Below are 24,307 nucleotides of genomic sequence, written 5' to 3' on the forward strand. Positions count from 1 at the left end.
GCAAATCAGTCGCGGACCGCGAGGCGCTTACGCTGGCGGCTGCGGCGCACCAAGACCACGATCGTCACGATGATCGCGGCCAGTACGCCCACCCCCGGGACGGCCACCAGCAGGGCCACCCCGCCCAGGACGCCGCCCACGGCGGTGGAGATGTCCCGGCCGACGCCGAACCGCGCGGTCGCGCCCTCCGTGACGGTGCACGTGATCGGGTAATTGCCCGCAGAGGGTGCGGCGATCCGCAGGATCTGCTGCCACTGCGTGCCGTTCACCGTGAGGTTCTGGGTGCCGGAGACGGGCAGGAGCCTCGCCCCGTTGGCGATCTGGCACTCGTAGCGCACCCGGGTGCGGCTGGCGAGGTAGAGCACGGGGCTCTGGGCCGGGTCGAGGGCCACGGTGACCTGCTCGCCGGCGGCGAACGTCCTGGTCGGCGCGACGTTGTCGACGCTGCTGAGCAAGCCGCTGACGAAGAGGACCACGCCTGCGACGACGCACAGGACGGCGACGCCCCAGGCGACGGCGATCCACCGCAGGTGCGGCCTGAGGTTCTTCGAGCCGTCGGGCGGCCTGGACCCCGGCGGGTACTGACCGAACTGCGGTTGCTGGCCGTACGGGGCGTAGGGAGACTGCTGGCCGTACTGCGGGGGCGGGCCTTGCGGGTAGGGCGGAGGCTGGGGCTGGCCGTACTGCGGCTGTCCTTGCTGAGGTCCCTGCTGGCCGTAGGGAGGCGCCTGGCCGTACTGCGGCGGCGGGTACTGCTGGGGCGGGCCGTTCGGGAAGGATTGTGGTGTCTCACCTGGGGAATGCCCGCCCTCTGACGGGGGACCGTAGGGAGGATATGGATTGTCCGTCATGTGACAAGTGTGACGGGTGTGATGATGGTGCGCCAGCAGGCCAGGGCCCGCCGCGTGCCTCTGACGTGCGCCGAGTGGCCGGCGGCCCACCGTGTTATCGCACCTTGTGAGTGAGAGCCGTACACTTGGCACTCGGGAACACAGAGTGCTAGACCTGTCGTTTCCCGGAAGGCAGCGGTAGGAGGTGCTCACGTGCTCGACGATCGTAAACTCGCGGTGCTCCGCGCCATTGTCGAAGACTACGTGTCGACCAACGAACCGGTGGGCTCCAAAGCGCTGGCGGAGCGCCACAACCTGAAGGTCTCCCCGGCGACGGTCAGGAACGACATGGCCGCACTGGAGGAGGAGGGCTACATCACCCAGCCGCACACCAGCGCCGGCCGGGTGCCGACGGACAAGGGATACCGCCTGTTCGTCGACAGGCTCTCGCAGATCAAGCCGTTGTCCGGAGCCGAGCGCAGGGCCATCGAGACCTTTCTGGCCGGCGCGGTGGACCTGGACGACGTGGTGACCCGCACGGTGCGGCTGCTCGCGCAGCTCACCAGGCAGGTCGCGGTGGTGCAGTATCCGACGCTGACCCGCTCCACGGTGCGGCATGTCGAGCTGGTCCAGCTCGCCGAGCGACGCGTCATGCTCGTGCTGATCACCAACACCGGCCGCGTCGAGCAGCGCGTGATCGAGCTGCCCGAAGTGGTGGAGGACCACCGCATCGCGCACCTGCGCGCGGTGCTCAACAGTTGCCTGGACGGCTGCGGGCTGGGCAATGTGCCCGACCTGGTGGCCGACCTGCCCGAGCGGCTGCCGGCCGAGGATCGGCCCGTCGTGGCCACGATCCTGTCCGTCCTGCTCGAAACGCTCGTCGAACGCCACGACGAGAAGATCGTCTTCGCCGGTGCCGCCAACCTCGCGGGGGCCGGCTTCAGTGTCGGGCTGCGCGACGTGCTCGAGGCACTGGAGGAGCAGGTCGTGCTCATGCGCCTGCTCGGCGAGACTTCCACAGACACACCGTCCGCTCTCACCGTGCGCATCGGATCAGAGAACGCCTATACCGGGCTCGTGGGCACGTCCATCGTCGCCACCGGATACGGTTCAGGCGACAACCAACTGGCTCGGCTCGGCGTGCTGGGCCCCACGAGGATGGACTACCCCGTGACGATGGGCGCCGTGCGCGCGGTGGCACGCTACGTCAGCCAGATCCTGGCTGCATCTTAAGAGGTCGATAAGTGGCAAACACCGACTACTACGCCACCCTCGGGGTGCGCCGTGACGCCAGTCAGGAAGAGATCAAGAAGGCTTACCGCCGGCTGGCTCGCGAGCTGCACCCTGACGTGAATCCCGATCCCGCCACCCAGGAGCGGTTCAAGGAGATCACGCAGGCCTACGAGGTGCTGTCGGACGCGAGCAAGCGCCAGATGTACGACCTGGGCGGCGATCCGTTCGGTGGCGCCGGCGCGGCGGCCGGCGCCGGCGGGTTCGGCGCGGGGTTCCCGTTCAGCGACATCATGGACGCCTTCTTCGGCAGTGCGGGCGGCGCACGCGGGCCGCGCTCGCGCGCTCGCCGGGGCCGCAACGCGACCATCCGGGTCGAGCTCGACCTGCGCGAGACCGCCTTCGGCACCACCCGCGAGCTGGTCGTCGACACGGCCGTGCTGTGCGAGGTGTGCCAGGGCGCGGGCGCGTCCCCGGGCACCCACCCCGACACCTGCGACATGTGCAACGGGCGCGGCGAGATCAGCCAGGTGACCCGGTCGTTCCTGGGTCAGGTCATGACCTCGCGGCCATGCCCGCAGTGCGGCGGTTTCGGCAGCATCATCCGCAATCCCTGCCAGGAGTGCTCCGGCGACGGCCGGGTGCGCACCCGCCGTACGATCAAGGTGCGCATCCCCGCGGGCGTCGAGGACGGCACCCACATCCAGCTCGCCGGCGAGGGCGAGGTCGGCCCCGGCGGCGGCCCGCCCGGAGACCTCTTCCTGGAGATCGTCGAGCGCCCGCACGAGATCTACGAACGGCGCGGCGACGACCTCCACTGCACCGTCCAGATCCCGATGACGGCCGCCGCCCTCGGCACCATCCTCACCGTCGAGACGCTCGACGGCGCCGAGGAGATCGACGTCCGGCCGGGCACCCAGTCAGGCCAGGTCATCACCATGTACGGCCGCGGCGTGCAGCGGCTCAACGAGACGGGCCGCGGCGACCTGCTCATCCACGTGAACGTCGAGACGCCGCACCGCCTCGACACCGCTCAGGAGGAGTTGCTGCGCGAGCTGGCCAAGCTGCGCGGCGAGGAGCGCCCGCCGGGCAAGTTCGCCCCGGGCCAGCAGGGCTTCTTCTCGCGACTGCGCGACGCCTTCAACGGGCGCTGACGCCGCGAGCGGCTCTGGCGGTTTCTACGGGCGCTGACCCCGCGAGCGGCTCTGGCGGTTTCAACGGGCGCTGACGCCGCCGAGCAGCTCTGGCGGTTGCTCCGGCCGTGACGGCACCGCCAGCAGCTCCTCAGGCAGCGCCACCCGCGCGGTGACGCCGCGGGGCAGCGACTCGTGCAGCCACACCCTGACACCGAGCCGGTCGGCCAGCCTGCCCACCACGTGGTGGCCCAGGCAGCGGGTGGGGGCCACCAGGAAGCTTTCCTCGCCGCGCAGCCGCGCGTTGGCCGCGGCCAGCTCCTCGGCGGTCATGCCGATGCCGTGGTCGGTGATGGTGATGCGGCACTCGCCCTCGTCCGCCCGCGCCCACACCTCCACCTCCGCATCGGGTGGCGAGTAGGTCAGCGCGTTCTCCACCAGCTCGGCCAGCAGGTGGGCGACCTCCGCCACCACCGCGCCCCGGACCGGCGCGCCGTCCACCACGCGCAGCGTGACCCGGTGATGGTCCTCGACCTCGGTCAGGGCCAGCCGCAGCACGTCCGCCACCGGTACGGGCTCCGATGAGCGACGTGCTCCCCGCTTGCCGGTCAGGACCAGCAGGCTCTCGGCGTTGCGGCGCAGCCGGCTCGTCAGGCGGTCCAGCTCGCAGAGCCGGGCCAAGGCGGCGGGGTCGGACTCCTCGCGCTGCAGCATGCCGATGAAGCTCAGCTGGCGGTGCGCCAGGTTTCGGTGCCGTACGCCGAGGTCCACCAGCGACTCGGTGGCGACGCGCCGCAAGGCCGTGTGCTCGGCCGCCAGCCGTACGGCGCTGCGGTGCAGGTCACCGAGCGCGCCGGCCACCCCCGCGAACTCGCCGTCCCGCCGGCCCGCCCTCGGATCCCGCGAGCGCTGCGCGAGTACGTCCTGACTCTGCCCGCCTTGAGCGAGCCGGGAGACATGCTCGGCCAGCGCGTCGGCCTGGTCGGAGAGCCGCCGCAGAGGACGCAGCGCCGAACGGGAGGCGAGCACGCCGAGCACCGGCATGCCCAGCACGAGCACCGCGCCCAGCGCGCCCAGCAGGGCCAGGTGCAGAGTGGCCCGCTCCGCGGCGGCCAGCGCCGGTGCGCGCACCTCTTCGGCCACCGACCGCTGCACGCTCCGCAGGGCCTCGTCGTAGCCGATGGCCGCGTGGTGCCAGGCGCGCGGGCTCGCCGACAACGGGGTGCCCGCGACGGCCTGTCTCTCCATGGCGGCGAGCCTGGGCGGATGGCCACTCTGCTGGGCCCGGGCCAGCGCCGCCCGGCCCGTCGCCGTCGCCACGCGCTCGAACCTGGCGAACGCGTCCGCCTTGATCGCCCGTACCTGGAGCAGGTCGAGATGCCCCGCCGAGGTGAACGAGCCGGTCGCGAACGCCGCGGTCACCAGGGCGCGCTCCTGACAGGCCGCCTCCTTGGCCCTGCTGATGGCCTCCAGCGCCTCCAGCGACTGCAGCCCGCCCGGCCGGGCGGCGAAGGAGGCGTCCAGGAGAGCCGAGATCGCGCCGGTGTAGGCGGAGAAGGCCTCCTGCGCGGTGGCGGTGCCGGACCGGGCCTCCCGGAGGCCGGTGAGCGCCGCACGCAGGCCCGGCGTCGCGGTGTCGAGCCGGGCTCTGGCCCGATCGGTGACACGGCGTTCGGCGTCCAGATCGGCCACGAACCTGTCGTCGCCGGCGAGCACCCCCAGCGCCAGGCCGCGCTCGCGCTGGAGCGGGTGGATCAGCTCCTGCGCGGTGAGCACCCCGCCGACGTGACCGACGGTCCCGGCGGCGTCGGCCCTGGCCCTCAGCCGGTCCGCGGCGCCCGCTCCCAGGCCCGCGACCAGCAGGAGCGTCGAGACGGCCAGCGGCAGCGCGACGCGCGCCCTGACGGGCGGCGGCCAGGGGAGCCGGCGGGAGACTGTCATCGCGCTGACCCCTCGTAAAGTGACTCAGGAAGGTGCGACTGCACGTGACACGATATTGCGCTACGTGATCGCTTGGCTGCATAACGTTAAGAATCTGGGGTGCCTGGGGTGACGGTTCCGGTGTTCCTCGCGGCGGATCTGAGCGGGTCCGAGCTGGTGCTCGACGGTCCTGAAGGGCGTCACGCCGCCGCGGTCCGGCGGCTGCGGGAAGGGGAGCGGGTCGACCTGACCGACGGGGCGGGCGCGGTGGCCGAGTGCGTCGTGCGCGAGGTGCGCAAGGACGCGCTCAGGCTGGAGGTGCTGGCCCGGCACGAGGTGCCGGCGCCGCGGCCCCGGCTGGTGGTCGTCCAGGGCCTGCCGAAGGGCGACAGAGGCGAACTGGCCGTCGAGATGATGACCGAGGCGGGCGTGGACGTGATCGTGCCCTGGGCGGCCTCGCGCAGCATCACCCAGTGGAAGGGCGAGCGGGCGGCCAAGGCGCTGCACCGGTGGCGGTCGACGGCGCGCGAGGCGGGCAAGCAGGCCCGCCGGTTCCATCTGCCCGAGGTGACGGAGCCGGCCTCGACGGCCCAGGTCGAGGCGCTGCTGGCGGACGCGGCTCTGGGGCTGGTGCTGCACGAGGAGGCGGCCGAGCCGCTGTCGCGGGTGGCGCTGCCGGCGGGCGGCGACATCATCATGGTGGTGGGGCCCGAGGGCGGCGTCTCGGAGAAGGAGTTGGCCGCCTTCCAGGCGGCGAAGGCGCTGCCGGTCCTGCTCGGGCCGACGGTGCTGCGCACCTCGACGGCGGGGGTGGCGGCGGCAGCGGTGCTGCTCACCCGAACCGGCCGCTGGTGACACCCGTGCGGGCTACGGGGCGCCAGACGTGACGACAGAGGGCTGGGGACGTCCGTACGGGGCGCCAGGCGTGACGAACAGGTTCGTGCAGGGCGAGGGTGTCTACGGGGCGCCGGGCGTGACGAACAGGGGGCTGGGGACGTCCGTCGGGGTGGGGGCCAGGTCGCCCGGTGGGCACTCCTCCGCCGGGCACGACGCGTCCGGCAACACCGTCTCGGACAACGTCGGGGTCGGCGTCGGGGTGGGCGTCGGCGAGATCGTCGGGCAGTCCGACGGCAGCTCCTCCTGCAACTCCACGGTCGACGGGCAGGGCGTCGGAGTGGGCGTAGGCGTCGGGGTGGGGGTCGCCTTGCTGGTCGACCTGGCCGTCTCCGACGCGGGCTGCGGCGGCGGTGACGTGACCGGCTCGGAGACGATCCCCGGCGGCGGCACGTCCTCGCGGACGGTCGACTTGGGGGAGGGCGGCCGGCTGGTCGAGGACTTGGCCGGCGGCGTGCTGCTGGTAGTGCTCCGGACCTCCTGGTAGGGCTGCTCGATCACGCGCTGGCGCAGCTCCGGGACCACCATCACGATGGTGCCCGCCACCAGCATCGCGCTGGCGGCGGCGGCGCCCGCGCGCCACCAGAACAGGTTGCGCATGCCACGCCGCTCGATGCGGGCGCGGATGATCTCCAGTCCTTCCGGCGAGGGTACGACCGCGTCCGCCTCCGCGCGGAGCGCACGGCGAAGGATCTCGCCGTGCTCGTCGGGGGGCTGGGTCATGACATTTTCTCCAGGACGGATCGCAAGGCGGCCATGCCACGTGCGGTGTGGCTCTTGACCGCGCCCTTGCTGATGCCCATGGCGTGGGCGATCTCAGCCTCGGACAGATCACCGTAGTAACGAAGGACCAGTGCCTCTCTCTGACGTGTCGGCAGGGACCTCAGAGCCTCGATGACGGCGGAGCGTTCGAGCTCGCCGATCGCGCCGTTCTCGGCGCTGGGCGCATCGGGCAGTCCCTTGGGCGCGTACTTCTCCACCACCGCGCGGTGCCGCAGCACTGAACGGGATCGATTGACGACGGACTGACGCAGGTAGGCGAGTGCTTTGTCGGGGTCACGCAGTCTGCGCCAGGCGCCATGGATGGCGACGAACGCGTCCTGCACGACTTCCTCCGCGGTTGCCATGTCGCGCACCAGCAACACAGCGAGACGCACTAATGACCGAAAGTGCGCACTGTAAAGCGCGGTCACGGCCATGTCGGCATCCCACCCGACCGGCACCGCCCCCATGGACCTGTCGGCCAGGAGGGTTTCGGTGGTCACATCAGTGGGACGCGCGGCCTTGCCTGAGGGTTTACGCTCTTCCGGTTCCTTAGGGGGCATGACCCAGTCGTGTCCTCGCCAGGTGGCCTCGCCCGACCCTGAATCGTCTTTTTTCTTGAGTGTCGCACACACACCCTAACCGCGCTGATCTTAAGACGCCACGACGGATCGGGTCACCTCTTCGCAACGCCGATCAGGGGGCGGACGCCGGACCAGGCAGCGGAGGCGGGCCTGTCGGTAGGGTGCTCAGATGACCGACTGCATCTTCTGCAAGATCGCGGCCAAGGAGATCCCGGCCGAGATCGTCCTGGAGACCGACAGAACGCTGGCGTTCCGCGACACCAACCCGCAGGCGCCCACCCACGTGCTGGTCATCCCGAAGGAGCATCATGCCGACGCCGCCGCGCTGGCGCGGGCCGACGCCGGGCTCGCCGACGAGGTGCTCAAGGCCGCGCACACGGTGGCCGAGAACGAGGGGGTGGCCGGCGCCGGTTACCGAATCGTGTTGAACACCGGGCCCGCCGCCGGGCAGACCGTCTTCCACGTGCACGCCCACATGCTGGGCGGACGTGACCTGACCTGGCCGCCCGGGTGACGCTGGCCGGGTGATTTTGGCCCGGATATATTGGCGCGAGTAATTCTGCTGCTCCCGGCTACGATGTGGGGAGAAGAACAGCCGAACAGACCGGGAGGCATCAGGCCGCTGGCCTGCCCATGTCCGAACTACACGAATCCCGACGCACGGCACCTCCATCGCGCACACAGGCCAAGGTGCTGATTCCGGACGAATACCCGATGGTCAGCCTCCTGGGCTCCCGTGACGAGCTGCTTCGCGTCATCGAGGGCGCTTTCAAGGCCGACGTCCATGTGCGCGGCAACGAGATCACCGTCACCGGCAGCCCCGACGAGAGCGGCACCGTGGTGCGGCTGTTCGAGGAGCTGGTGGAGGTCCTGCGCAGCGGCGGCGAGCTGACCCCCGACGCGGTCGAGCGGAGCATCGCCATGCTCCGGATGACCTCCGACCGCCCGGCGGAGGTGCTGTCCCTGGACATCCTCTCCTCCCGCGGCCGCACGATCAGGCCCAAGACCGTCAACCAGAAGCGCTACGTCGACGCGATCGACAAGCACACCGTCGTCTTCGGCATCGGCCCCGCCGGCACCGGCAAGACCTACCTGGCCATGGCCAAGGCGGTGCGGGCGCTGCAGGAGAAGCAGGTCAACCGGATCATCCTGACCCGGCCCGCGGTCGAGGCGGGCGAACGGCTGGGCTTCCTGCCGGGCACCCTCTACGAGAAGATCGACCCCTACCTGCGCCCGCTGTACGACGCGCTGCACGACATGGTCGACCCCGACTCGATCCCCAAGCTGATGGCCGCGGGCACGATCGAAGTCGCCCCCCTCGCATATATGCGCGGCCGGACGCTGAACGATGCCTTCATCATTCTCGACGAGGCGCAGAACTCCTCGGCCGAGCAGATGAAGATGTTCCTGACCAGGCTCGGGTTCAACTCGAAGATCGTGGTGACGGGAGACGTCACCCAGGTCGACCTGCCTTCGGGCACGACCAGCGGCCTGCGGGTGGTGCAGGAGATCCTCGACGGCATCCCCGACATCCACTTCGCGCTCCTGTCCAGCGCCGACGTGGTCCGGCACAAGCTGGTGAGCGAGATCGTCGACGCCTACGGCCGTTACGACGCGTTGCAGGATCCCAAGCCTCTCCAGCAGCGGGGGAAGCGTCGATGAGCATCGAGATCAACAATGAGACGGGCGCGGAGGTCGGCGAGGAGCTCCTGGTCTCGCTGGCCACCCACGTCCTCGGCGAGATGGGCATCAACCCGCTCGCCGAGCTGTCGATCGTGATCGTGGACGAGGACGTCATGTCCGAGTTGCACGAGAAGTGGATGGGCGAGGCGGGCCCGACCGACGTGCTCGCCTTCCCCATGGACGAGCTGCGACCGGGCGGCGGGGCGCGCGGAGACGCCGACGTCCCGGCCGATCCGGCCCTGCTCGGCGACGTGGTGCTCTGTCCCGAGGTGGCGGCCAGACAGGCGGCCGAGGCGGGGCACAGCGCCCAGGAGGAGCTGGAGTTGCTGTGCACGCACGGCATCCTGCACCTGATGGGCTATGACCACGCCGAGCCCGAGGAGCACAAGGAGATGTTCGACCTGCAGGCTCAACTGCTCCAAGGATGGCGGGAGGTGCGCAGCTCCCGGTGAACGCCTGGTTGCCGTTGGCCGTCGTCCTCGTCATGGTCGGCGGCCTGATCGCCAGCGCCGAGACTGCGCTGACGCGCATCTCCAGGGTGCGCGCCGAAGCGGCCGTGCGTGACGGGAAGCGCGGGGCCCAGCGGCTGCACGCCATCGTCGCCGACGCGCCGCGCTACCTCAACCTCCTGCTGCTGCTCCGGCTGAGCTGCGAGATGGTCGCGACGGTGATCGCGACACTGCTGTTCATCGACCTTTTGGACGATCAGGGCTGGGCGTACGTCTCCGCCGCGGCGGTGATGATCGTGGTCAGTTATGTGATCGTCGGGGTGATGCCGCGGACCCTGGGCCGTCAGCACGCCGAGCCGATCGCGCTGGCCAGCGCGCCCATCGTCTACGGGCTGACCAAGATTTTCGGTCCGCTGCCCAAGCTGCTCATCCTGCTCGGCAACGCGCTGACTCCCGGCAGGGGGTTCCGTGACGGCCCGTTCACCTCGGAGGCCGAGCTGCGTGACCTGGTCGACCTGGCCGAGGAGCGCAGGGTCATCGAGCCGGACGAGCGCGAGATGATCCACTCGGTCTTCGAGCTGGGTGACACGCTGGTGCGCGAGGTGATGGTGCCGCGCACCGACATGGTCTACATCGAGCGTGGCAAGACGCTCAGCCAGGCGCTGTCGCTCGCGTTGCGCAGCGGCTTCTCCCGCGTCCCCGTCGTCGGCGAGAACGAGGACGACGTCATCGGCATCGCCTACCTCAAGGACATCACCCGCCGGGTGCACGAGTCCGGCGAGGACGGCGGGGAGGAGCGGATCGAGTCGATCATGCGCCCGGCCACCTACGTGCCCGAGAGCAAGCCGATCGACCAGTTGCTGCGCGAGATGCAGGCCAAGCAGACCCACCTGGCGATCGTCATCGACGAGTACGGCGGGACGGCCGGGCTCGTCACCATCGAGGACGTGCTGGAGGAGATCGTCGGCGAGATCACCGACGAGTACGACCAGGAGGCGCCCCGCGTCGAGACCATGCCCGACGGTGCGCTGCGGGTGACGGCCCGGATGCCGGTGGACGAGCTGGCCGAGCTGTTCGACACCGAGATCGAGGTCGACGACGTGGAGACGGTGGGCGGGCTGCTCGCGCACGCGCTCGGCCGGGTGCCGATAGCGGGGTCGCAGGCGGAGGTGGCCGGGCTCCAGCTGACCGCTGAAAGCCTGGCCGGCCGGCGCAACCGGATCAGCACCGTGGTGGCGCGCCGGGTCGCGCCGGCGGAGGGTGACGTCGTCCCGGCGGCCGCCGAGCACGACTGAGCGGAGGCCGTCAGGCTCGGGCCGGACATGGCTGGGCGGTCGTCCGGGTCGTGGCCGGGGACGGCTGAGCAGCGGCGCAAGCCTTCTACAAGCGTTCTGCAAGTGGGGTGGAGGAGTCTCTTCATCGACGCCCTGTGCGGTGGGTGTCACAGGGGGATGTGTCCGAAGCGCCGGGTGGGGTTCGCGGCGCAAGGACACTCCCTGGGGGGACGGCAACGTCACGGTCTGCTAGTCGGCCGAGGCGTTGGTCGGCGTAAAGGGTGCTCTCGTCCGGATTACCGGGCGAGGGCACCCTTTTAGCGTTTGATCGTTTATTGGCAACTCTGGTGGATTGCCGTATTAGTCGCCCGGGGAGATTGCGACTCGGGGGGAATCATGAAACGCGTACTGCGGATCATCGCCTGCGGGCTCCTGGCCGGTGCCCTGGCGGGATGCGGCGGCGGGGGTATCGCCGAGGTCGACGGGGTCGACATGAAGGCCCTGGCGCACATGAAGGAAATCTTGGCCAAGGAGCCCAGGCTGCCGGACGGCTTCTCGCCGCGGCCCGGTCAAGCGTGGCAGGCGCCGTTCACGCCGGCGGATCGCAACTGCCGCGCCGTACTGGACGCGGCGGCTGGACGGGCGCCCGAGCGGGCGCTGACCGCGCAGGCGGCGGCCAGCTATCAGGGCGACGAGCTGGGCGAACAGGTCGGGGTGGGGCTGGCTCAGTACATGGGCTCCGAGGCCGAAGGGCACATCGCCGAGCTGGCCAGGGCGCTGGAGTCCTGCCGGGCGGTCCGCGCGGGCAGCGGCACCCTTCTGCGCACGACCATCCTGCCGCTCGGGGACGTGGCCGATGAGGCGGTGGGCGGCGAGCTGCGCGGAAAGCTGAACGGCTACCCGTACACGCTGGACGTGGTGCTGGCCCGATCGGGTGACACGCTCGTCTCTCTGGTGCACACGAGCATGGCCGAGATGGAGCCGCAGCGGACGCGGCAGCTCCTCGACGCGGTGATCAGGATGGCCACCGCCTAATCTGGTCCTCGTGACTCTCGATCCCGAAGACAGCAAGATCATTACGTTGGCGCGTGCCGCCAGGGCGCGCAACGGCTCGGCCGAAGGCGCCGCCGTGCGTGACGAGACGGGCCGCACCTACTCGGCCACCGACGTCGCGCTCACCTCGCTCACGCTGTCCGCCGTGCAGGTGGCGGTGGCGGTGGCCGTGTCCAGTGGCGCGCGGTCGCTGGAGGCGGTCGCGCTGGTGACCGCCGGCGAGCCGAGCGCCGCGGACGAGGCCGTGGCGGCGGAGCTGGGCGTCAAGGGCCTGCTCGTGGCCGATCCCGACGGCACGCCGCGCGCTGCGGGCGGCGGGCGCTGAGATGCCGATGTCGCCGTTCCTGGCCGCGCTGCGGGCCAAGGTCGGATCCGACCTGTTGGTGTTGCCCTCGGCGAGCGGCTGCGTGTTCGACCGCTCCGGGAGGCTGCTGGTGGCCCGGCACGGGGACGTGGGGCTGTGGGCGGTGCCCGGTGGTGGCATCGACCCCGACGAGCGGCCGCAGGACGCCGTGGTGCGGGAGCTGCGCGAGGAGCTCGGCATCGAGGTGGAGGCGCGCGGCCTGATCGGCGTCTACGGCGGGCCGGAGTTCCGGACCCTCTACCCCAACGGGCACGAGGTCTCCTACGTCATCGCCGTCTACGGGTGCGCTCTGGTCTCGGGCACGCCCACCCCGGACGGCGACGAGATCAACGACGCCCGATGGGTCACCGAGCAGGAGCTGGACGGGCTCACGATGACCGGATGGTCGCCGGGGGTGCTCCCTGACGCGTTCGCCTGGTGGCGTGACCAGCCCCGTTGATGGGCCAGAATGCACATGTGACTTCGCCAGACAGCCATCGCGCCGGATTCGCCTGCTTCGTGGGGAGGCCGAACGTCGGCAAGTCCACGTTGATGAACGCCCTGGTCGGCACCAAGGTGGCGATCACCTCGTCCAAACCGCAGACGACCAGGCGGGTCATCAGGGGCATCGTGCACCGCCCCGACGCGCAGATCGTCATCGTGGACACGCCGGGTCTGCACCGGCCGCGCACGCTGCTCGGTGAGCGGCTCGACAGTCTCGTGCTGTCGACGCTCACCGAGGTGGACGTGATCGGCTTCTGCGTCCCGGCCAACGAGCCGATCGGCAAGGGCGACCGGTTCATCGCCGAGAAGCTCACCGCGGTGAAGAACACCCCGGTGGTCGCCGTGGTGACCAAGTGCGACCTGGCCACGAGGGAGCAGATCGCGGCGCAGCTCCTGGCGGTGTCGCAGATCGCGGAGTTCGCGGCCATCGTCCCCGTCTCCGCGCAGTCGGGGGAGCAGCTCGACGTGCTGGGTGACGTGCTCATCGAGCACCTGCCCGAGTCGCCGCCGCTCTACCCGGGCGGGCAGCTCACCGACGAGCCCGAGCAGGTGCTGGTCGGCGAGCTCATCCGGGAGGCGGTGCTGGAGGGCGTCCGCGACGAGCTGCCGCACTCGATCGCCGTGGTGGTCGACGAGATGATGGCGCGCGAGGGGCGGGACGACCTGCTCGACGTCTACGCGCACATGTTCGTCGAACGGCCCTCGCAGAAGGCCATCGTCATCGGCCACAAGGGCGAGCGGCTGCGGGACGTGGGCACCAGGGCGCGCAAGCAGATCGAGGCGCTGCTCGGCACCAAGGTCTATCTGGACCTGCGGATCAGCGTCGCCAAGGACTGGCAGCGCGACCCCAAGCAGCTGCGCCGCCTGGGCTTCTACGACTGACGGCCGTGCCGGCTGACCTGCTACGGCTGACGGTCGTCGTGCCTGCCGACCTGCTACGGCTGCCGCCGCTGCGTCGGCCGGCCTGCTACGGCTGACGGCGTACCAGTGTCGCGACCGCGAGGACGATCACCGCGAGTGCGGACGCCAGTGCGGCGAACCAGCCGAATCTGATCACCGGCTCGACCGACAGCAGGCGGCCCAGGTCGATCGAGACCCGGTCCTGGATGCCGGCCGAGTCGGTCACGAAGAGCACCAGCACCAGCGCGGCCAGCGCCCCCGGCAGCGCCGCCAGCGCCGCGACCCGCGGCCGGCTGAGCAGCCCCGCCACCCCGAAGCCGAGCGCGGCCAGCCCCGCGAGGAGCGTCAGGACGCCGAAGGTGTCGTCGACGCCGCGGATGTCGTTGGACACCCCGCCGCCGATCAGCTCACTCCTGGCCTCGACGCCCGCCCACGGCAGGATCGCGCAGAACACCAGCGACGCCCCGGCCACCATGACGGCGAACGCGTAACCACGGCGGGTGCCCTGCTCGGCAGAAAGATGGTCGGCCACCCGATCACGATAAGCCGGGCCGCGCCGCGCCGCCTACTGTCCACGCGTCCTGAATGCCGAGACCACCCCGCCGGACGACCACGATCGGGTAGGGCTACACCGGGCCTGCCGGCCGGCCGCGCGAAGCCGTGGATTCGCCCCATTCGAGCCTGGTCCGGAGGGCGACGGCGTCGAGGGCCAGGGCGGAGACCAGGGTGGCGGGGCCTGCCAGGGGGAGCACGGCGACGCCGTCGGCGACGACGGCCTCCGCCAGGGGAACGGGGCCCGCGATCAGGGTGGTGCCCACGCAGCGGGCGTCGCCGTACACGGCGGGGGAGGTGTCGAGAGCCGGGGCGCCGACCGTGAACTCCTGCCTGAGCAGGGGGCGGCCGTCGAGGGTGGCGTCGAAGCGGGCATGGCAGCGTCCCGGTTGCTCGCCGTACCGGCCGAAGACGATCTCCTCGCGCCACAGCACCCGGGCGTCCGAGGCGAGCGTCAGGCCTACCTCGATGCGGTGGGCGCAGCCGGCGGCGAGCACCGTCGGCTCGGGCGTGAACCGGAGGGTCGCTCCCGCGCCGACGCGGGCGGTGATCAGCGTCCGGGACTCGCCCGGACCGGGCAGGACCAGGGTGCTCGCCACCGAGCCGAGCTCCAAGGTGGCGCCCGGGGCGACGTCCAGGTCGAGTTCGAGGCGGTCGCCGCCGAGCGGGCCCGCCGCCGTGGAGATGAGGTGGACGGAGTGCGGTCCCGTCTGGCGGAGCGTCAGCGGGGGCGCGGACCTCAGCACCGGGATGCTGGTGCGGCCCGCCACCAGCGCGGTGGCGAGAGCGGCCCGCGCGTGCATCGCACGTCGTCCCACGCCAGGTGGGACGGTCGGCGTCCGGGCCTGGTCGAGTGATGGTGGCGGTGGGGAGGGTGCCCCGGAAGGCTTGGCGTGCGGTGGGGTGGGCGTCCCGGAGGGTTCAGGGCGTCGTGGGGTTCGGGTTTCCGGAGCGGGTGGGGTCGGCATGTCAGTGGTGTTGGTGGAGCCAGGACTGGACCTGGTCGCGTACCCAGGCGGCCACCGCGGCGGCGGTGGGGTCCTGTCTGATGGAGGTGAACAGGACAGGTCGGTCGCCGCGTACGGCCGCCGAGTCCTTGGCCATGACGTCGAGGTCGGCGCCCACCAGGGGGGCCAGGTCTGTCTTGTTGATGACCAGGAGGTCGGCGGTGGTGACGCCGGGGCCGCCCTTGCGGGGGACCTTGTCGCCGCCCGACACGTCCAGGACGAAGATCTGCTTGTCCGCCAGACCTCGGCTGAACGTCGCCGTCAGGTTGTCGCCGCCGCTCTCCACGATGACCAGGTGCAGCGGCCCGAAGCGGTGCTCCAGGGTCTCCACGGCGTCCAGGTTGGCGGCGATGTCGTCGCGGATGGCGGTGTGCGGGCAGCAGCCGGTCTCCACGGCGAGGATGCGATCCTCGTCGAGCACGCCGGCCTTACGCAGGAAGTCGGCGTCCTCGGTGGTGTAGATGTCGTTGGTGACGACGCCGAGCTGGAGCGTGGGGCCGAGCGTCCGGCACAGGGCGGCGACCAGGGCCGTCTTGCCGCTGCCGACCGGGCCGCCGACGCCCAGGCGCAGCGCGCGGCCGTGGCCGTCGGGGGCGTGGTGGTGGTCGTCATGGTCGGCGCTCATGAGGGATCCTTCCTAGGAGACGAACAATCTGACCTGAGCCAGCGCATGCCGCTCGGCCAGCACATCCAGAGCCGGGGCCGAGTGGGCCGGTAGATCCGCCCAGGGGGCGGCCGAGGGTGGGCAATCGCGCTCGCCGGGTGCCGTCGGAAGCTCGCGGGACAGGTCCGCGAGCAGCCGGTGGACGGCCACCGGGTCGAGCCCCAGCAGCCGGACCGCCGCCGTGGCCGGGCCGCTGATCGCGTGGTAGGCCGCCGCCAGCGCGGCGTCCTCGGGTGCGGCGCCCGCCGCGTGCGCCGCCGCGCCGAGCGCGAGCGGATGATGCGGGCTCGGTACGGCCCCCGCCAGCTCCTCCAGCACCGGGGACGGCCACAGGCGGCGCGCCACCCGGAGCAGCAGCCTGCCCTGCACCCGCGACGCCGCCCGCTGGGCAGGGGACGCCGTCCGGGCATCGACCTCGGCGTCCAGGCCGTCCCAGGCCCAGGGGCCGTCGGCCGTACCGGAGGCGAAGGCGCAGGACGCCGCTGCGAAGGCGGCGGCGACCGCGCCCGCGGTGTGCAGGCGGCCCCTGAGGAAGGACCCCAGGGAGGGCACGTCGTGTACGGCGCCGGACGTGACCGCCTGCTCGACGCCGCCCGAGTGGGCGTGGCCGCCGGCGGGGAGGCGGGAATCGGTGAGAAGCAGGATGGCGGCGTTCATCGGACGGCGTTCATCAGAAGAGGAAGTAGCGCTGCGCCAGCGGCAGCGTCTGGGCGGGGGCGGGCTCGATCAGGTCGCCGTCGATCCGGACCTCGAACGTGTCCGGCGCCACCTCGATCCTCGGCAGCGCGTCGTTCAGCGGCATCGACGCCTTGCCGCGCCCCCGTACATCCGTCACGGGTGTCAGGCGGCGGCGGACGGCGAGGCGGTCGGTGAGGCCGGAGTCCAGCGCGTGCGGCGAGACGAAGTGCAGTGAGGCGGCGGCGGCCGTCGCGGGGGCGGCGCCGAACATGGGGCGGGGCAGCACCGGCTGGGGCGTGGGGATGGAGGCGTTGGCGTCGCCCATCTGGGCCCAGGCGACGACGCCGCCCTTGAGGACGAGCGTGGGCTTGACACCGAAGAAGGCGGGATCCCACAGGACGAGGTCGGCGAGCTTCCCCGTCTCGACGGAGCCGACCTCGGCGTCCAGCCCGTGGGCGATGGCGGGGCAGATGGTGTATTTGGCGACGTAGCGGCGGGCGCGGAGGTTGTCGGCGGGGCCGCCGAGCGAGCCGCGGCGGGCCTTCATGACGTGCGCCGTCTGCCAGGTGCGGATGATCGTCTCGCCGACGCGGCCCATGGCCTGCGAGTCGGAGCCGATCATCGAGATGGCGCCCAGGTCGTGCAGCACGTCCTCGGCCGCCATGGTCGTCGGCCTGATCCTGGACTCGGCGAAGGCCAGGTCCTCGGGGATGGACGGGTTCAGGTGGTGGCAGACCATGAGCATGTCGAGGTGCTCGTCGAGGGTGTTGACGGTGTGCGGCCTGGTCGGGTTGGTGGAGGAGGGCAGCACGTTGCCGTAGGAGGCGACGCGGATGATGTCGGGCGCGTGCCCGCCTCCGGCGCCTTCGGTGTGGTAGGCGTGGATCGTCCGGTCACCGATGGCCGCCAGCGTGGATTCGACGAACCCGGCCTCGTTCAGCGTGTCGGTGTGGATGGCGACCTGCACGCCGCTCGCGTCGGCGACCTTCAGGCAGGCGTCGATCGCGGCGGGGGTGGTGCCCCAGTCCTCGTGCAGCTTGAACCCGGACGCGCCGGCCGCGAGCTGCTCCCACAGCCCTTCGGCGGAGACCGTGTTGCCCTTGCCGAGCAGCGCGAAGTTGAGCGGGTAGGAGTCGAGGGACTCCAGCATCCTGCCGAGGTACCAGGCGCCGGTGACGGTGGTGGCCTTGGTGCCCTCGACGGGTCCGGTGCCGCCGCCGATGATCGTGGTGACGCCGGAGCCGATCGCCTCGTCGAGGACCTGCGGGCAGATGAGGTGCACGTGGGAGTCGATGGCGCCGGCGGTGAGGATCTTGCCGTTGCCGGCCAGGATCTCCGTGGACGGGCCGATGACGATGTCGACGCCGTCCATCGTGTCGGGGTTGCCGGCCTTGCCGATGGCGGCGATCCGGCCGTCGATGACGCTCACGTCGGCCTTGACCACGCCCCAGTGGTCGAGGATCACCGCGCCGGTGATCACCAGGTCGGCGGCGCCCTCCGCGCGGGTGGTGCGGGCCTGGCCCATCGACTCGCGGATCACCTTGCCGCCGCCGAACACCGCCTCGTCGCCCGCCCCGGCGGGCCCCATGGACAGGTCTTCGGTGACCTCGACGAACAGGTCGGTGTCGGCGAGCCGGATCCGGTCGCCGGTGGTGGGGCCGTAGAGGGCGGCGTATCGGGCGCGGGAGATTTCAGGCATCGAGCGCTCCCGCCTGCTCGGCGCGCAGCCCCGGTACGATCCGGTGGCCCGCGAGGGGCACCAGGCTCACGTCTCGCTCGACGCCCGGCTCGAAGCGGATCGCGGTGCCGGCGGGCACGTCCAGGCGCAGGCCCCAGGCGGCCTGCCGGTCGAAGTCCAGCGCGGGGTTGCAGGCGGCGAAGTGGTAGTGCGAGCCGACCTGCACCGGCCGGTCGGCCGTGTTGACGACCCGCACGGTCACCCGCTCACGGCCCGGGTTCAGCGGGATCGTCCCCTCGGGGTGGATGTACTCGCCGGGGATCACGGGATCGGCCTGTGCACGGTGACGAGCTTGGTGCCGTCGGGGAAGGTGGCCTCGATCTGCACGGTGTCCAGCATCTCCGGCACCCCCTCCATGACGTCCTGCCGGCCGAGCACGGCGCGTCCGGCCGTCATCAACTCCGCCACCGTCCGGCCGTCCCTGGCTCCCTCCATCAGGAACGACGCGATGATCGCGGTGGCCTCGGGATGGTTGAGGCGCAGGCCTCTGGCTTGACGGTCGCGAGCCACCCCGGCCGCGACGTGGATGAGCAGCCGTTCCTGCTCGTGTGGGGTCAACCGCATGGGCCGGACCCTAGGAACCGGCCGTTTCCACGGTGTTGCCGGGGCGTGTCGTGCCGGTTTCCTCTAGATCGCGACGCCGCGGAATCCCTGTGAGGCACGGGCAATCGGCTCTTAACGTACGGGATCTCACGCCGACATCAGGCCGGGTCACTTTACTCGCAGAGCAAGTCTGCAGGAAGGAACGGCAGTGCGTATTCCTCACGCGATTCTCTCAGGGGTTCTCGTCATGTCCGTCGCGGCGTGCTCCGGCACGCAGTCCGGCACCGCGCCCAGTGAGGCGGCCGGAGGGAGCGAGATCAAGGTCGGTCTCCTCCACTCGCTCAGCGGCACGATGGCGATCAGCGAGGTGACCGTGCGGGACGCGGAGCTGCTCGCGATCGAGGAGATCAACAAGGCCGGTGGGGTGCTCGGCAAGAAGCTGGTGCCCGTGGTGGAGGACGGCGCCTCCGACTGGCCGACGTTCGCCGAGAAGGCCACCAAGCTCATCCGGCAGGACAAGGTCGCCACCGTGTTCGGCGGCTGGACCTCGGCGAGCAGGAAGGCGATGCTGCCGGTCTTCGAACGCTACAAGGCGCTGCTGTGGTATCCGGTGCAGTACGAGGGGCTGGAGAGCTCGCCGTACATCTTCTACACCGGCGCCACCACCAACCAGCAGATCATCCCCGGCCTCGACTACCTCAAGGAGCAGGGCAAGAAGAAGATCTTCCTGGTGGGCAGCGACTACGTCTTCCCGCGCACCGCCAACAAAATCATCAAGGCGTACGCCGCCGCGAACGGCATGGAGATCCTGGGCGAGGAGTACACCCCGCTCGGCCACACCGAATACTCCACGCTGGTCAACAAGGTGACCCAGGCCAAGCCCGAAGCCGTCTTCAACACGCTCAACGGCGATTCGAACGTCGCCTTCTTCAAGCAGCTCAAGAGCGCCGGCGCCACCGCCGAGAGCATGCCGGTGCTGTCGGTGAGCATCGCCGAGGAGGAGGTCAAGGGCATCGGCGTGGACAACATCGCCGGCCAGCCGGTCGCCTGGAACTACTACCAGACCACCGACACCCCGGCCAACACCGCCTTCGTCAAGGCCTTCAAGGACACCTACGGCCAGGACAAGGTCACCAGCGACCCGATGGAGGCCGGCTACAACGCCGTCTACCTGTGGGCCGAGGCCGCCAAGAAGGCCGGCACGGTCGAGGTCGAGGCGGTCAAGAAGGCGGCCGGCGGCATCGCGCTGGAGCGTCCCGAAGGGCTGGTGACCATCGACGGTGAGACCCAGCACATGTACAAGACGGCCCGCATCGGCGTCGTCCAGCCCGACGGCCTGATCAAGCAGGTCTGGGACTCCGGCAAGCCGATCAAGCCCGACCCGTACCTCAAGGGCTACCCCTGGGCGAGCGGGCTGGCGCAGGGCTGATGGAGGCCCTGGTCAACCAGCTACCCATCGGGCTCTCGATCGGCGCGGTGCTGCTGCTCGTCGCGCTCGGCCTGACGTTCACGTTCGGCCAGATGGGCGTGATCAACATGGCGCACGGGGAGTTCATCATGGCGGGCGCCTACACCGCCTTCCTGCTCCAGGACCTGCTGCTCGCGCTGCCCGCGGCCTTCCTGGTCGCCGGGCTGATGGGACTGATCCTGGAGCGGGCCGCCATCCGGCACTTCTACGGCCGGCCGCTGGACACGCTGCTGCTCACCTGGGGGGTCAGCCTGGTGCTGCAGCAGCTCGCCCGCGACCTGTTCGGCGCGCCGAACGTGCAGGTGGCGGCGCCGCCCTGGCTGACGGGAGCGATCGGGATCCTGCCGTACAACAGGCTGTTCATCCTGGCGCTCGCCGTCGCCGGCGTGGTCGCCGTGTGGGCGTACCTCTCTCACACCCGGCAGGGCCGCAGGACGCAGGCGGTCGTGCAGAACAGGCAGCTCGCGGCGACCAGCGGCATCGACACCGGCCGGGTGGACATGCTCACGTTCTTCATCGGGTCGGGGCTGGCCGGCGTGGCGGGGGTCGCGCTGACGCTGATCGGGCCGGTCGGGCCCGCGCTCGGCACGTACTACATCGTCGACGCGTTCCTCGTGGTGGTCGCGGGCGGGCTCGGGCAGCTGCGCGGGGCGGTGCTCGCCGCCGCCGGGCTCGGGCTGCTCAACTCCTACGCCGAGTTCTGGTCCGACGCGAGCCTGGCCAAGGTGATCGTGTTCGCGGCCGTCATCGCGTTCCTTCAGGTACGGCCCCAGGGGATGTTCGTGCTCAGGTCGAGGGCGCTCACATGATCAGAAAACATCTGCCCTTCGCCACGATCGCTGTGCTGGCCCTGGTCGCGGCCCCGCTGCTGCTCGAACCCTTCCGGCTGAGCCTGCTGGCCAAGTATCTCTGCTACGCCATCGTCGCCCTCGGCATCGGGCTGGCCTGGGGGCAGGGCGGCATGCTCACCCTCGGCCAGGGCGTCTTCTTCGGGCTCGGCGGCTACTCCATGGCCATGTACCTCAAACTCGCCGAAGGCGGCGGCCTGCCCGACTTCATGGTGTGGAGCGGCGTGGAGGAGCTGCCCGCGCTGTGGACGCCGTTCGCCAACCCGGTGTTCGCCCTCGGCATGGCGGTGCTCGGCCCGGTGGCGATCGCGGTGGTCCTCGGCACGCTCGTCTTCCGGCAGCGGGTACGCGGCGCCTACTTCGCCATCCTCACCCAGGCGCTGGCCGCCGCCATGGTGATCCTCCTGGTCGGGCAGCAGGGCCTGACCGGCGGCACCAACGGCATGACCAACTTCTTCGACCTGTTCGGCGCGGACCTGGCCGCCGACTCCACCCAGCGAGGGCTCTACCTGGTGGTCGCCGGCGTGCTCGGCGTGCTCTACCTCGCCACCCGCCAGCTCGTGCACAGCAGGTTCGGCAGGCTGCTGGTGGCCGTCAGGGACGGCGAGGACCGGGTCCGGTTCCTCGGCTACAACCCGGCGACGGTCAAGACGGTGACCTTCGCCGCCTCCGCGGGCATGGCGGGACTGGCGGGCGCCCTGTTCGTCCCGGTGGTGGGCATCATCTCGCCCGCGCTGCTCGGCGTGGTGCCCTCGCTGGAGCTCGTCGTCGCGGTGGCCGTCGGCGGGCGGCACGCGCTGGCCGGGGCGGTGCTCGGCGCGGTCCTCATGGGATACGCCAAGACGGCCTTCAGCGAGCAGTTCGCCGACGGCTGGCTCTACCTGCAGGGCGCGCTGTTCATCCTGGTCATGACGCTGGCCCCGAAGGGCATCGCCGGCATCCTGGGAAGGTGGCGAAGTGCTCGAACTACGTGACGTACGGGTGGTGTTCGACGGCTTCCACGCCCTCGACGGCGTCGACCTGACGGTGCCGGAAGGGGAGCTGCGCTTCCTGATCGGCCCCAACGGCGCTGGCAAGACCACCCTCATCGACGTCATCACCGGCCTCACCCGGCCGGCCGCCGGAACGGTCACCTTCGACGGGCACGACCTGGTGGGCCGCAAGGAGCACCGGATCGTCCGGCTCGGCGTCGGCCGTACCTTCCAGACCTCGGTCGTCTTCGAGGAGCTGAGCGTCGTCGAGAACCTCGACCTGGCGGCCTGCTTCCGCAGGCCGCTGTGGTCGCTGGCCCGCCGCCGCAAGGGGGTGTCGCAGGCCGTCGAGGAGGCGCTGGCCAGGACCGGTCTCGAAGAGCTCGCCGACCGTTCAGCCGGCGTTCTCTCCCACGGCCAGCGCCAGTGGCTGGAGCTCGGCATGCTGCTGGCACAGCGCCCCAGGCTGCTGCTCCTGGACGAACCCGTGGCCGGCATGTCGCGGGAGGAGCGCGAGCGGACGGGCGAGCTGCTCACCCAGATCGCCGACGACCACACGGTGATCGTGGTGGAGCACGACATGGAGTTCCTGCGCCGTCACGCCTCGAAGGTGACGGTGCTGCACGAGGGCAAGGTGCTCGTGGAGGGTTCGGTGGAGCAGGTCAGCGCCGATCCGCGGGTGCAGGAGGTCTATCTGGGGAGGAAGCCCAGCGATGCTGTCGGTAAGTGACCTCGAATCCGGCTACGGCAGGGCACGGGTGCTGTTCGGCGTCTCGCTCGACGTCGAACCCGGCCAGCTCGTCTGCGTCATGGGACGCAACGGGGTCGGCAAGACCACGCTGCTCAACACCGTCATGGGCGTCCTGCCCGCGACCGCGGGCGCCGTCACGTTCGACGGCCGCGACGTCACCAAGCTCAAACCGCACGAGCGGGTACGGCTTGGCATGGGGTACGTCCCGCAGGGCCACCAGTGTTTCCCGCAGCTGTCGGTGCTCGGCAACCTGCTGGTGACCGCCGAGGCGGCCAAGGCCCCCAAAGGCGCCATCGACGAGGCACTGGAGATCTTCCCCCGGCTGAAGCCGCTGCTCAAACGCAGGGCCGGGCACCTGTCCGGCGGCCAGCAGCAGCAACTCGCCATCGCCCGCGTCCTGGTGACCGGGCCCAGGATGCTGATCCTCGACGAGCCGACCGAGGGCATCCAGCCGTCGATCATCCAGGAGATCGAGGAGGCCATCGAGCGGTTGCACGCCTCCGGGCTCGCCGTGCTCCTTGTCGAACAGTACCTGGACATCGCGCTACGGCTGGCCGACCGGTTCGTCATCCTCGACGGCGGGCACGTCGTACGCACGGGGGCCGCCGAGGAGCTGAACGGGGCGGACGTGCACCGGCTGCTGGCCGTCTGACCAGGTCACCCGGCTGTCCGCAGGCGGGCTTGAGCGGAGGTCAACCGGCGGCCCACAGGCGGGCTGAGCGGACGATCTCCTCCAGGTCGTTGCTGTGCGCGCCGTGCCAGTAGATCTGGCCGCACACCCGGCACCGGCCGTAGGCGTCGTAGGCCTTACGGGTGCCGGCCCGCAGCATCGGCTCCACGTCCCGCTTGGCCACCGGGACCAGCTCGCCGTTGCAGGCCGTACACCTCGTCCATGGGCGCAGCGGCGGGGAGAAGCGTTCGAGCAGGTCGCGGAGCTGGTCAGGGGCCCGCGAGCCGCGCACGTACGCGCCCAGCCACAGGGCGCGGCGGCGCAGCAGACCGCGGTCCTGGGTGAGCAGCACCCGCCGCTCCTCGTTGGCCTGCACCACCAGCGACGGGTCGTCCATGTCGTTGTGGTACGCCGTGTCGATGCCGAGCAGCCGCAGCCGCCTGGCCAGCGTGCCCAGGTGGACGTCGAGCAGGAAACGCGGCTCCGCGGGCAGCGGCTGCGGCCTCGGCACCGCCCGCACGTCCACCACGTCGCCGGGCCGGAGCTGGTAGGACGGCGGCACACCCCGGTCGCCGACCGTCATCGGTCCGACCTCCGTCAGCGGGACGCCCGCCGACTCCACGTGGTGCCCCAGCGTGGAGGAGCCGTCGATGGCGATCCGCCGCGTGCTGGTGCGGCGGCTCGCGGGCAGGAACATCATCAGCTCCGGCGCGATGCGAAGAAGCGCGTCCCGTTCCGTCACAACGCCCATTCTGCGCTCACCGTCCTGGCCCCGTTCGCGGAGACCCGCGTGGAGGCGGTGGATCCGCATGAGCTCACACAGTCGATGGGGTGGATCCGCATGAGCTCACACAAGCG

At 70.9% G+C, this 24,307-nt stretch carries 28 protein-coding genes; 16 read left to right on the forward strand and 12 right to left on the reverse strand.

What is annotated here, in order from left to right; all coding sequences use genetic code 11:
• Positions 1-5: 5 nt before the first annotated feature.
• The gene (locus OHA68_RS25420; protein WP_327102470.1) at positions 6-851 is read right to left on the reverse strand and encodes a hypothetical protein; all 846 of its coding nucleotides are present in this window, start codon (positions 849-851) and stop codon (positions 6-8) included.
• A 192-nt stretch (positions 852-1,043) separates the two neighbouring features.
• Between OHA68_RS25420 and hrcA the strand changes: the two genes are divergently transcribed.
• The gene (gene hrcA / locus OHA68_RS25425; RefSeq protein WP_189145030.1) at positions 1,044-2,063 is read left to right on the forward strand and encodes a heat-inducible transcriptional repressor HrcA; all 1,020 of its coding nucleotides are present in this window, start codon (positions 1,044-1,046) and stop codon (positions 2,061-2,063) included.
• An 11-nt stretch (positions 2,064-2,074) separates the two neighbouring features.
• Entirely contained in the window at positions 2,075-3,214 is a 1,140-nt protein-coding gene (dnaJ, locus tag OHA68_RS25430; RefSeq protein WP_189145031.1) for a molecular chaperone DnaJ, read from the forward strand.
• 60 nt (positions 3,215-3,274) lie between these two features.
• Here the strand turns inward: dnaJ and OHA68_RS25435 are convergent, their stop codons facing one another.
• Positions 3,275-5,134, reverse strand: coding sequence for a sensor histidine kinase (locus OHA68_RS25435; RefSeq protein WP_327102471.1), 1,860 nt, complete (start codon positions 5,132-5,134; stop codon positions 3,275-3,277).
• Positions 5,135-5,242: 108 nt separating this feature from the next.
• Here OHA68_RS25435 and OHA68_RS25440 point away from each other — a divergent pair, with 108 nt between their 5' ends.
• Positions 5,243-5,968 carry a 16S rRNA (uracil(1498)-N(3))-methyltransferase gene (locus tag OHA68_RS25440; RefSeq protein ID WP_327102472.1) on the forward strand — a complete coding sequence of 242 codons (726 nt, stop codon included), beginning with the start codon at positions 5,243-5,245 and terminating at the stop codon, positions 5,966-5,968.
• Positions 5,969-6,070: 102 nt separating this feature from the next.
• On the opposite strand, the gene OHA68_RS25445 is transcribed toward OHA68_RS25440, so the two are convergent.
• Positions 6,071-6,730: a hypothetical protein gene (locus tag OHA68_RS25445; RefSeq protein WP_327102473.1), complete on the reverse strand. Its 660-nt coding sequence runs from the start codon at positions 6,728-6,730 to the stop codon at positions 6,071-6,073.
• Positions 6,727-7,239: a SigE family RNA polymerase sigma factor gene (locus OHA68_RS25450; RefSeq protein ID WP_189145064.1), complete on the reverse strand. Its 513-nt coding sequence runs from the start codon at positions 7,237-7,239 to the stop codon at positions 6,727-6,729. The genes OHA68_RS25445 and OHA68_RS25450 overlap by 4 nt, the downstream gene beginning before the upstream one ends.
• A 283-nt stretch (positions 7,240-7,522) precedes the next feature.
• Between OHA68_RS25450 and OHA68_RS25455 the strand changes: the two genes are divergently transcribed.
• From OHA68_RS25455 to era, 8 genes are all read left to right on the forward strand, one after another.
• Positions 7,523-7,867, forward strand: a complete 345-nt coding sequence (locus OHA68_RS25455; protein WP_327102474.1) for a histidine triad nucleotide-binding protein — start codon at positions 7,523-7,525, stop codon at positions 7,865-7,867.
• Positions 7,868-7,986: 119 nt separating this feature from the next.
• Positions 7,987-9,015, forward strand: coding sequence for a PhoH family protein (locus tag OHA68_RS25460; protein ID WP_327102475.1), 1,029 nt, complete (start codon positions 7,987-7,989; stop codon positions 9,013-9,015).
• The gene (gene ybeY, locus OHA68_RS25465) at positions 9,012-9,488 is read left to right on the forward strand and encodes an rRNA maturation RNase YbeY (protein ID WP_327102476.1); all 477 of its coding nucleotides are present in this window, start codon (positions 9,012-9,014) and stop codon (positions 9,486-9,488) included. Before OHA68_RS25460 ends, ybeY begins: the two co-directional genes overlap by 4 nt.
• Complete coding sequence (locus tag OHA68_RS25470) at positions 9,461-10,780, forward strand: hemolysin family protein (protein WP_327102477.1); 1,320 nt, start codon at positions 9,461-9,463, stop codon at positions 10,778-10,780. Before ybeY ends, OHA68_RS25470 begins: the two co-directional genes overlap by 28 nt.
• 375 nt (positions 10,781-11,155) lie before the next feature.
• A complete protein-coding gene (locus tag OHA68_RS25475; RefSeq protein WP_327102478.1) occupies positions 11,156-11,794 on the forward strand; it encodes a hypothetical protein in 639 nt (212 codons plus the stop codon).
• A 10-nt stretch (positions 11,795-11,804) separates the two neighbouring features.
• Positions 11,805-12,137, forward strand: coding sequence for a cytidine deaminase (locus OHA68_RS25480; protein ID WP_372462300.1), 333 nt, complete (start codon positions 11,805-11,807; stop codon positions 12,135-12,137).
• 7 nt (positions 12,138-12,144) lie between these two features.
• Positions 12,145-12,615, forward strand: a complete 471-nt coding sequence (locus OHA68_RS25485; RefSeq protein WP_327102479.1) for an NUDIX domain-containing protein — start codon at positions 12,145-12,147, stop codon at positions 12,613-12,615.
• A 17-nt stretch (positions 12,616-12,632) separates the two neighbouring features.
• Entirely contained in the window at positions 12,633-13,541 is a 909-nt protein-coding gene (gene era / locus OHA68_RS25490; RefSeq protein ID WP_225278277.1) for a GTPase Era, read from the forward strand.
• An 85-nt stretch (positions 13,542-13,626) separates the two neighbouring features.
• Here the strand turns inward: era and OHA68_RS25495 are convergent, their stop codons facing one another.
• The 7 genes from OHA68_RS25495 to OHA68_RS25525 form a co-directional block, all read right to left on the reverse strand.
• Positions 13,627-14,091 (reverse strand): hypothetical protein, encoded by a 465-nt coding sequence (locus OHA68_RS25495; RefSeq protein WP_327102480.1) that lies wholly within the window; start codon positions 14,089-14,091, stop codon positions 13,627-13,629.
• Positions 14,092-14,185: 94 nt separating this feature from the next.
• A complete protein-coding gene (locus OHA68_RS25500) occupies positions 14,186-14,929 on the reverse strand; it encodes an urease accessory protein UreD (protein WP_327102481.1) in 744 nt (247 codons plus the stop codon).
• Between the two features lie 151 nt (positions 14,930-15,080).
• On the reverse strand, positions 15,081-15,743 hold the full coding sequence (gene ureG / locus OHA68_RS25505; RefSeq protein ID WP_327102482.1) for an urease accessory protein UreG: 663 nt from the start codon (positions 15,741-15,743) through the stop codon (positions 15,081-15,083).
• A gap of 12 nt (positions 15,744-15,755) precedes the next feature.
• Positions 15,756-16,439, reverse strand: a complete 684-nt coding sequence (locus OHA68_RS25510) for an urease accessory protein UreF (RefSeq protein WP_327102483.1) — start codon at positions 16,437-16,439, stop codon at positions 15,756-15,758.
• A gap of 13 nt (positions 16,440-16,452) precedes the next feature.
• The gene (locus OHA68_RS25515) at positions 16,453-18,159 is read right to left on the reverse strand and encodes an urease subunit alpha (protein ID WP_327102484.1); all 1,707 of its coding nucleotides are present in this window, start codon (positions 18,157-18,159) and stop codon (positions 16,453-16,455) included.
• A complete protein-coding gene (locus OHA68_RS25520) occupies positions 18,152-18,463 on the reverse strand; it encodes an urease subunit beta (protein WP_189145044.1) in 312 nt (103 codons plus the stop codon). Before OHA68_RS25520 ends, OHA68_RS25515 begins: the two co-directional genes overlap by 8 nt.
• On the reverse strand, positions 18,460-18,762 hold the full coding sequence (locus OHA68_RS25525) for an urease subunit gamma (RefSeq protein ID WP_327102485.1): 303 nt from the start codon (positions 18,760-18,762) through the stop codon (positions 18,460-18,462). The genes OHA68_RS25520 and OHA68_RS25525 overlap by 4 nt, the downstream gene beginning before the upstream one ends.
• 226 nt (positions 18,763-18,988) lie before the next feature.
• Here OHA68_RS25525 and urtA point away from each other — a divergent pair, with 226 nt between their 5' ends.
• The 5 genes from urtA to urtE are packed head-to-tail and all read left to right on the forward strand — an operon-like array spanning position 18,989 to position 23,431.
• Entirely contained in the window at positions 18,989-20,170 is a 1,182-nt protein-coding gene (gene urtA, locus OHA68_RS25530; protein WP_327102486.1) for an urea ABC transporter substrate-binding protein, read from the forward strand.
• The gene (gene urtB, locus OHA68_RS25535; protein ID WP_327102487.1) at positions 20,170-21,018 is read left to right on the forward strand and encodes an urea ABC transporter permease subunit UrtB; all 849 of its coding nucleotides are present in this window, start codon (positions 20,170-20,172) and stop codon (positions 21,016-21,018) included. The genes urtA and urtB overlap by 1 nt, the downstream gene beginning before the upstream one ends.
• Positions 21,015-22,031 carry an urea ABC transporter permease subunit UrtC gene (gene urtC / locus OHA68_RS25540; RefSeq protein ID WP_327102488.1) on the forward strand — a complete coding sequence of 339 codons (1,017 nt, stop codon included), beginning with the start codon at positions 21,015-21,017 and terminating at the stop codon, positions 22,029-22,031. The genes urtB and urtC overlap by 4 nt, the downstream gene beginning before the upstream one ends.
• Positions 22,015-22,758, forward strand: a complete 744-nt coding sequence (gene urtD, locus OHA68_RS25545) for an urea ABC transporter ATP-binding protein UrtD (RefSeq protein ID WP_327102489.1) — start codon at positions 22,015-22,017, stop codon at positions 22,756-22,758. The genes urtC and urtD overlap by 17 nt, the downstream gene beginning before the upstream one ends.
• Positions 22,742-23,431 carry an urea ABC transporter ATP-binding subunit UrtE gene (gene urtE, locus OHA68_RS25550; RefSeq protein WP_327102490.1) on the forward strand — a complete coding sequence of 230 codons (690 nt, stop codon included), beginning with the start codon at positions 22,742-22,744 and terminating at the stop codon, positions 23,429-23,431. The genes urtD and urtE overlap by 17 nt, the downstream gene beginning before the upstream one ends.
• A gap of 40 nt (positions 23,432-23,471) precedes the next feature.
• Here urtE and OHA68_RS25555 read toward each other — a convergent pair whose 3' ends face one another.
• On the reverse strand, positions 23,472-24,191 hold the full coding sequence (locus OHA68_RS25555; protein ID WP_327102491.1) for a Mut7-C RNAse domain-containing protein: 720 nt from the start codon (positions 24,189-24,191) through the stop codon (positions 23,472-23,474).
• Between the last annotated feature and the right edge of the window lie 116 nt (positions 24,192-24,307).

This window comes from Nonomuraea glycinis, from assembly GCF_035920485.1.
GTDB lineage: Bacteria > Actinomycetota > Actinomycetes > Streptosporangiales > Streptosporangiaceae > Nonomuraea > Nonomuraea glycinis.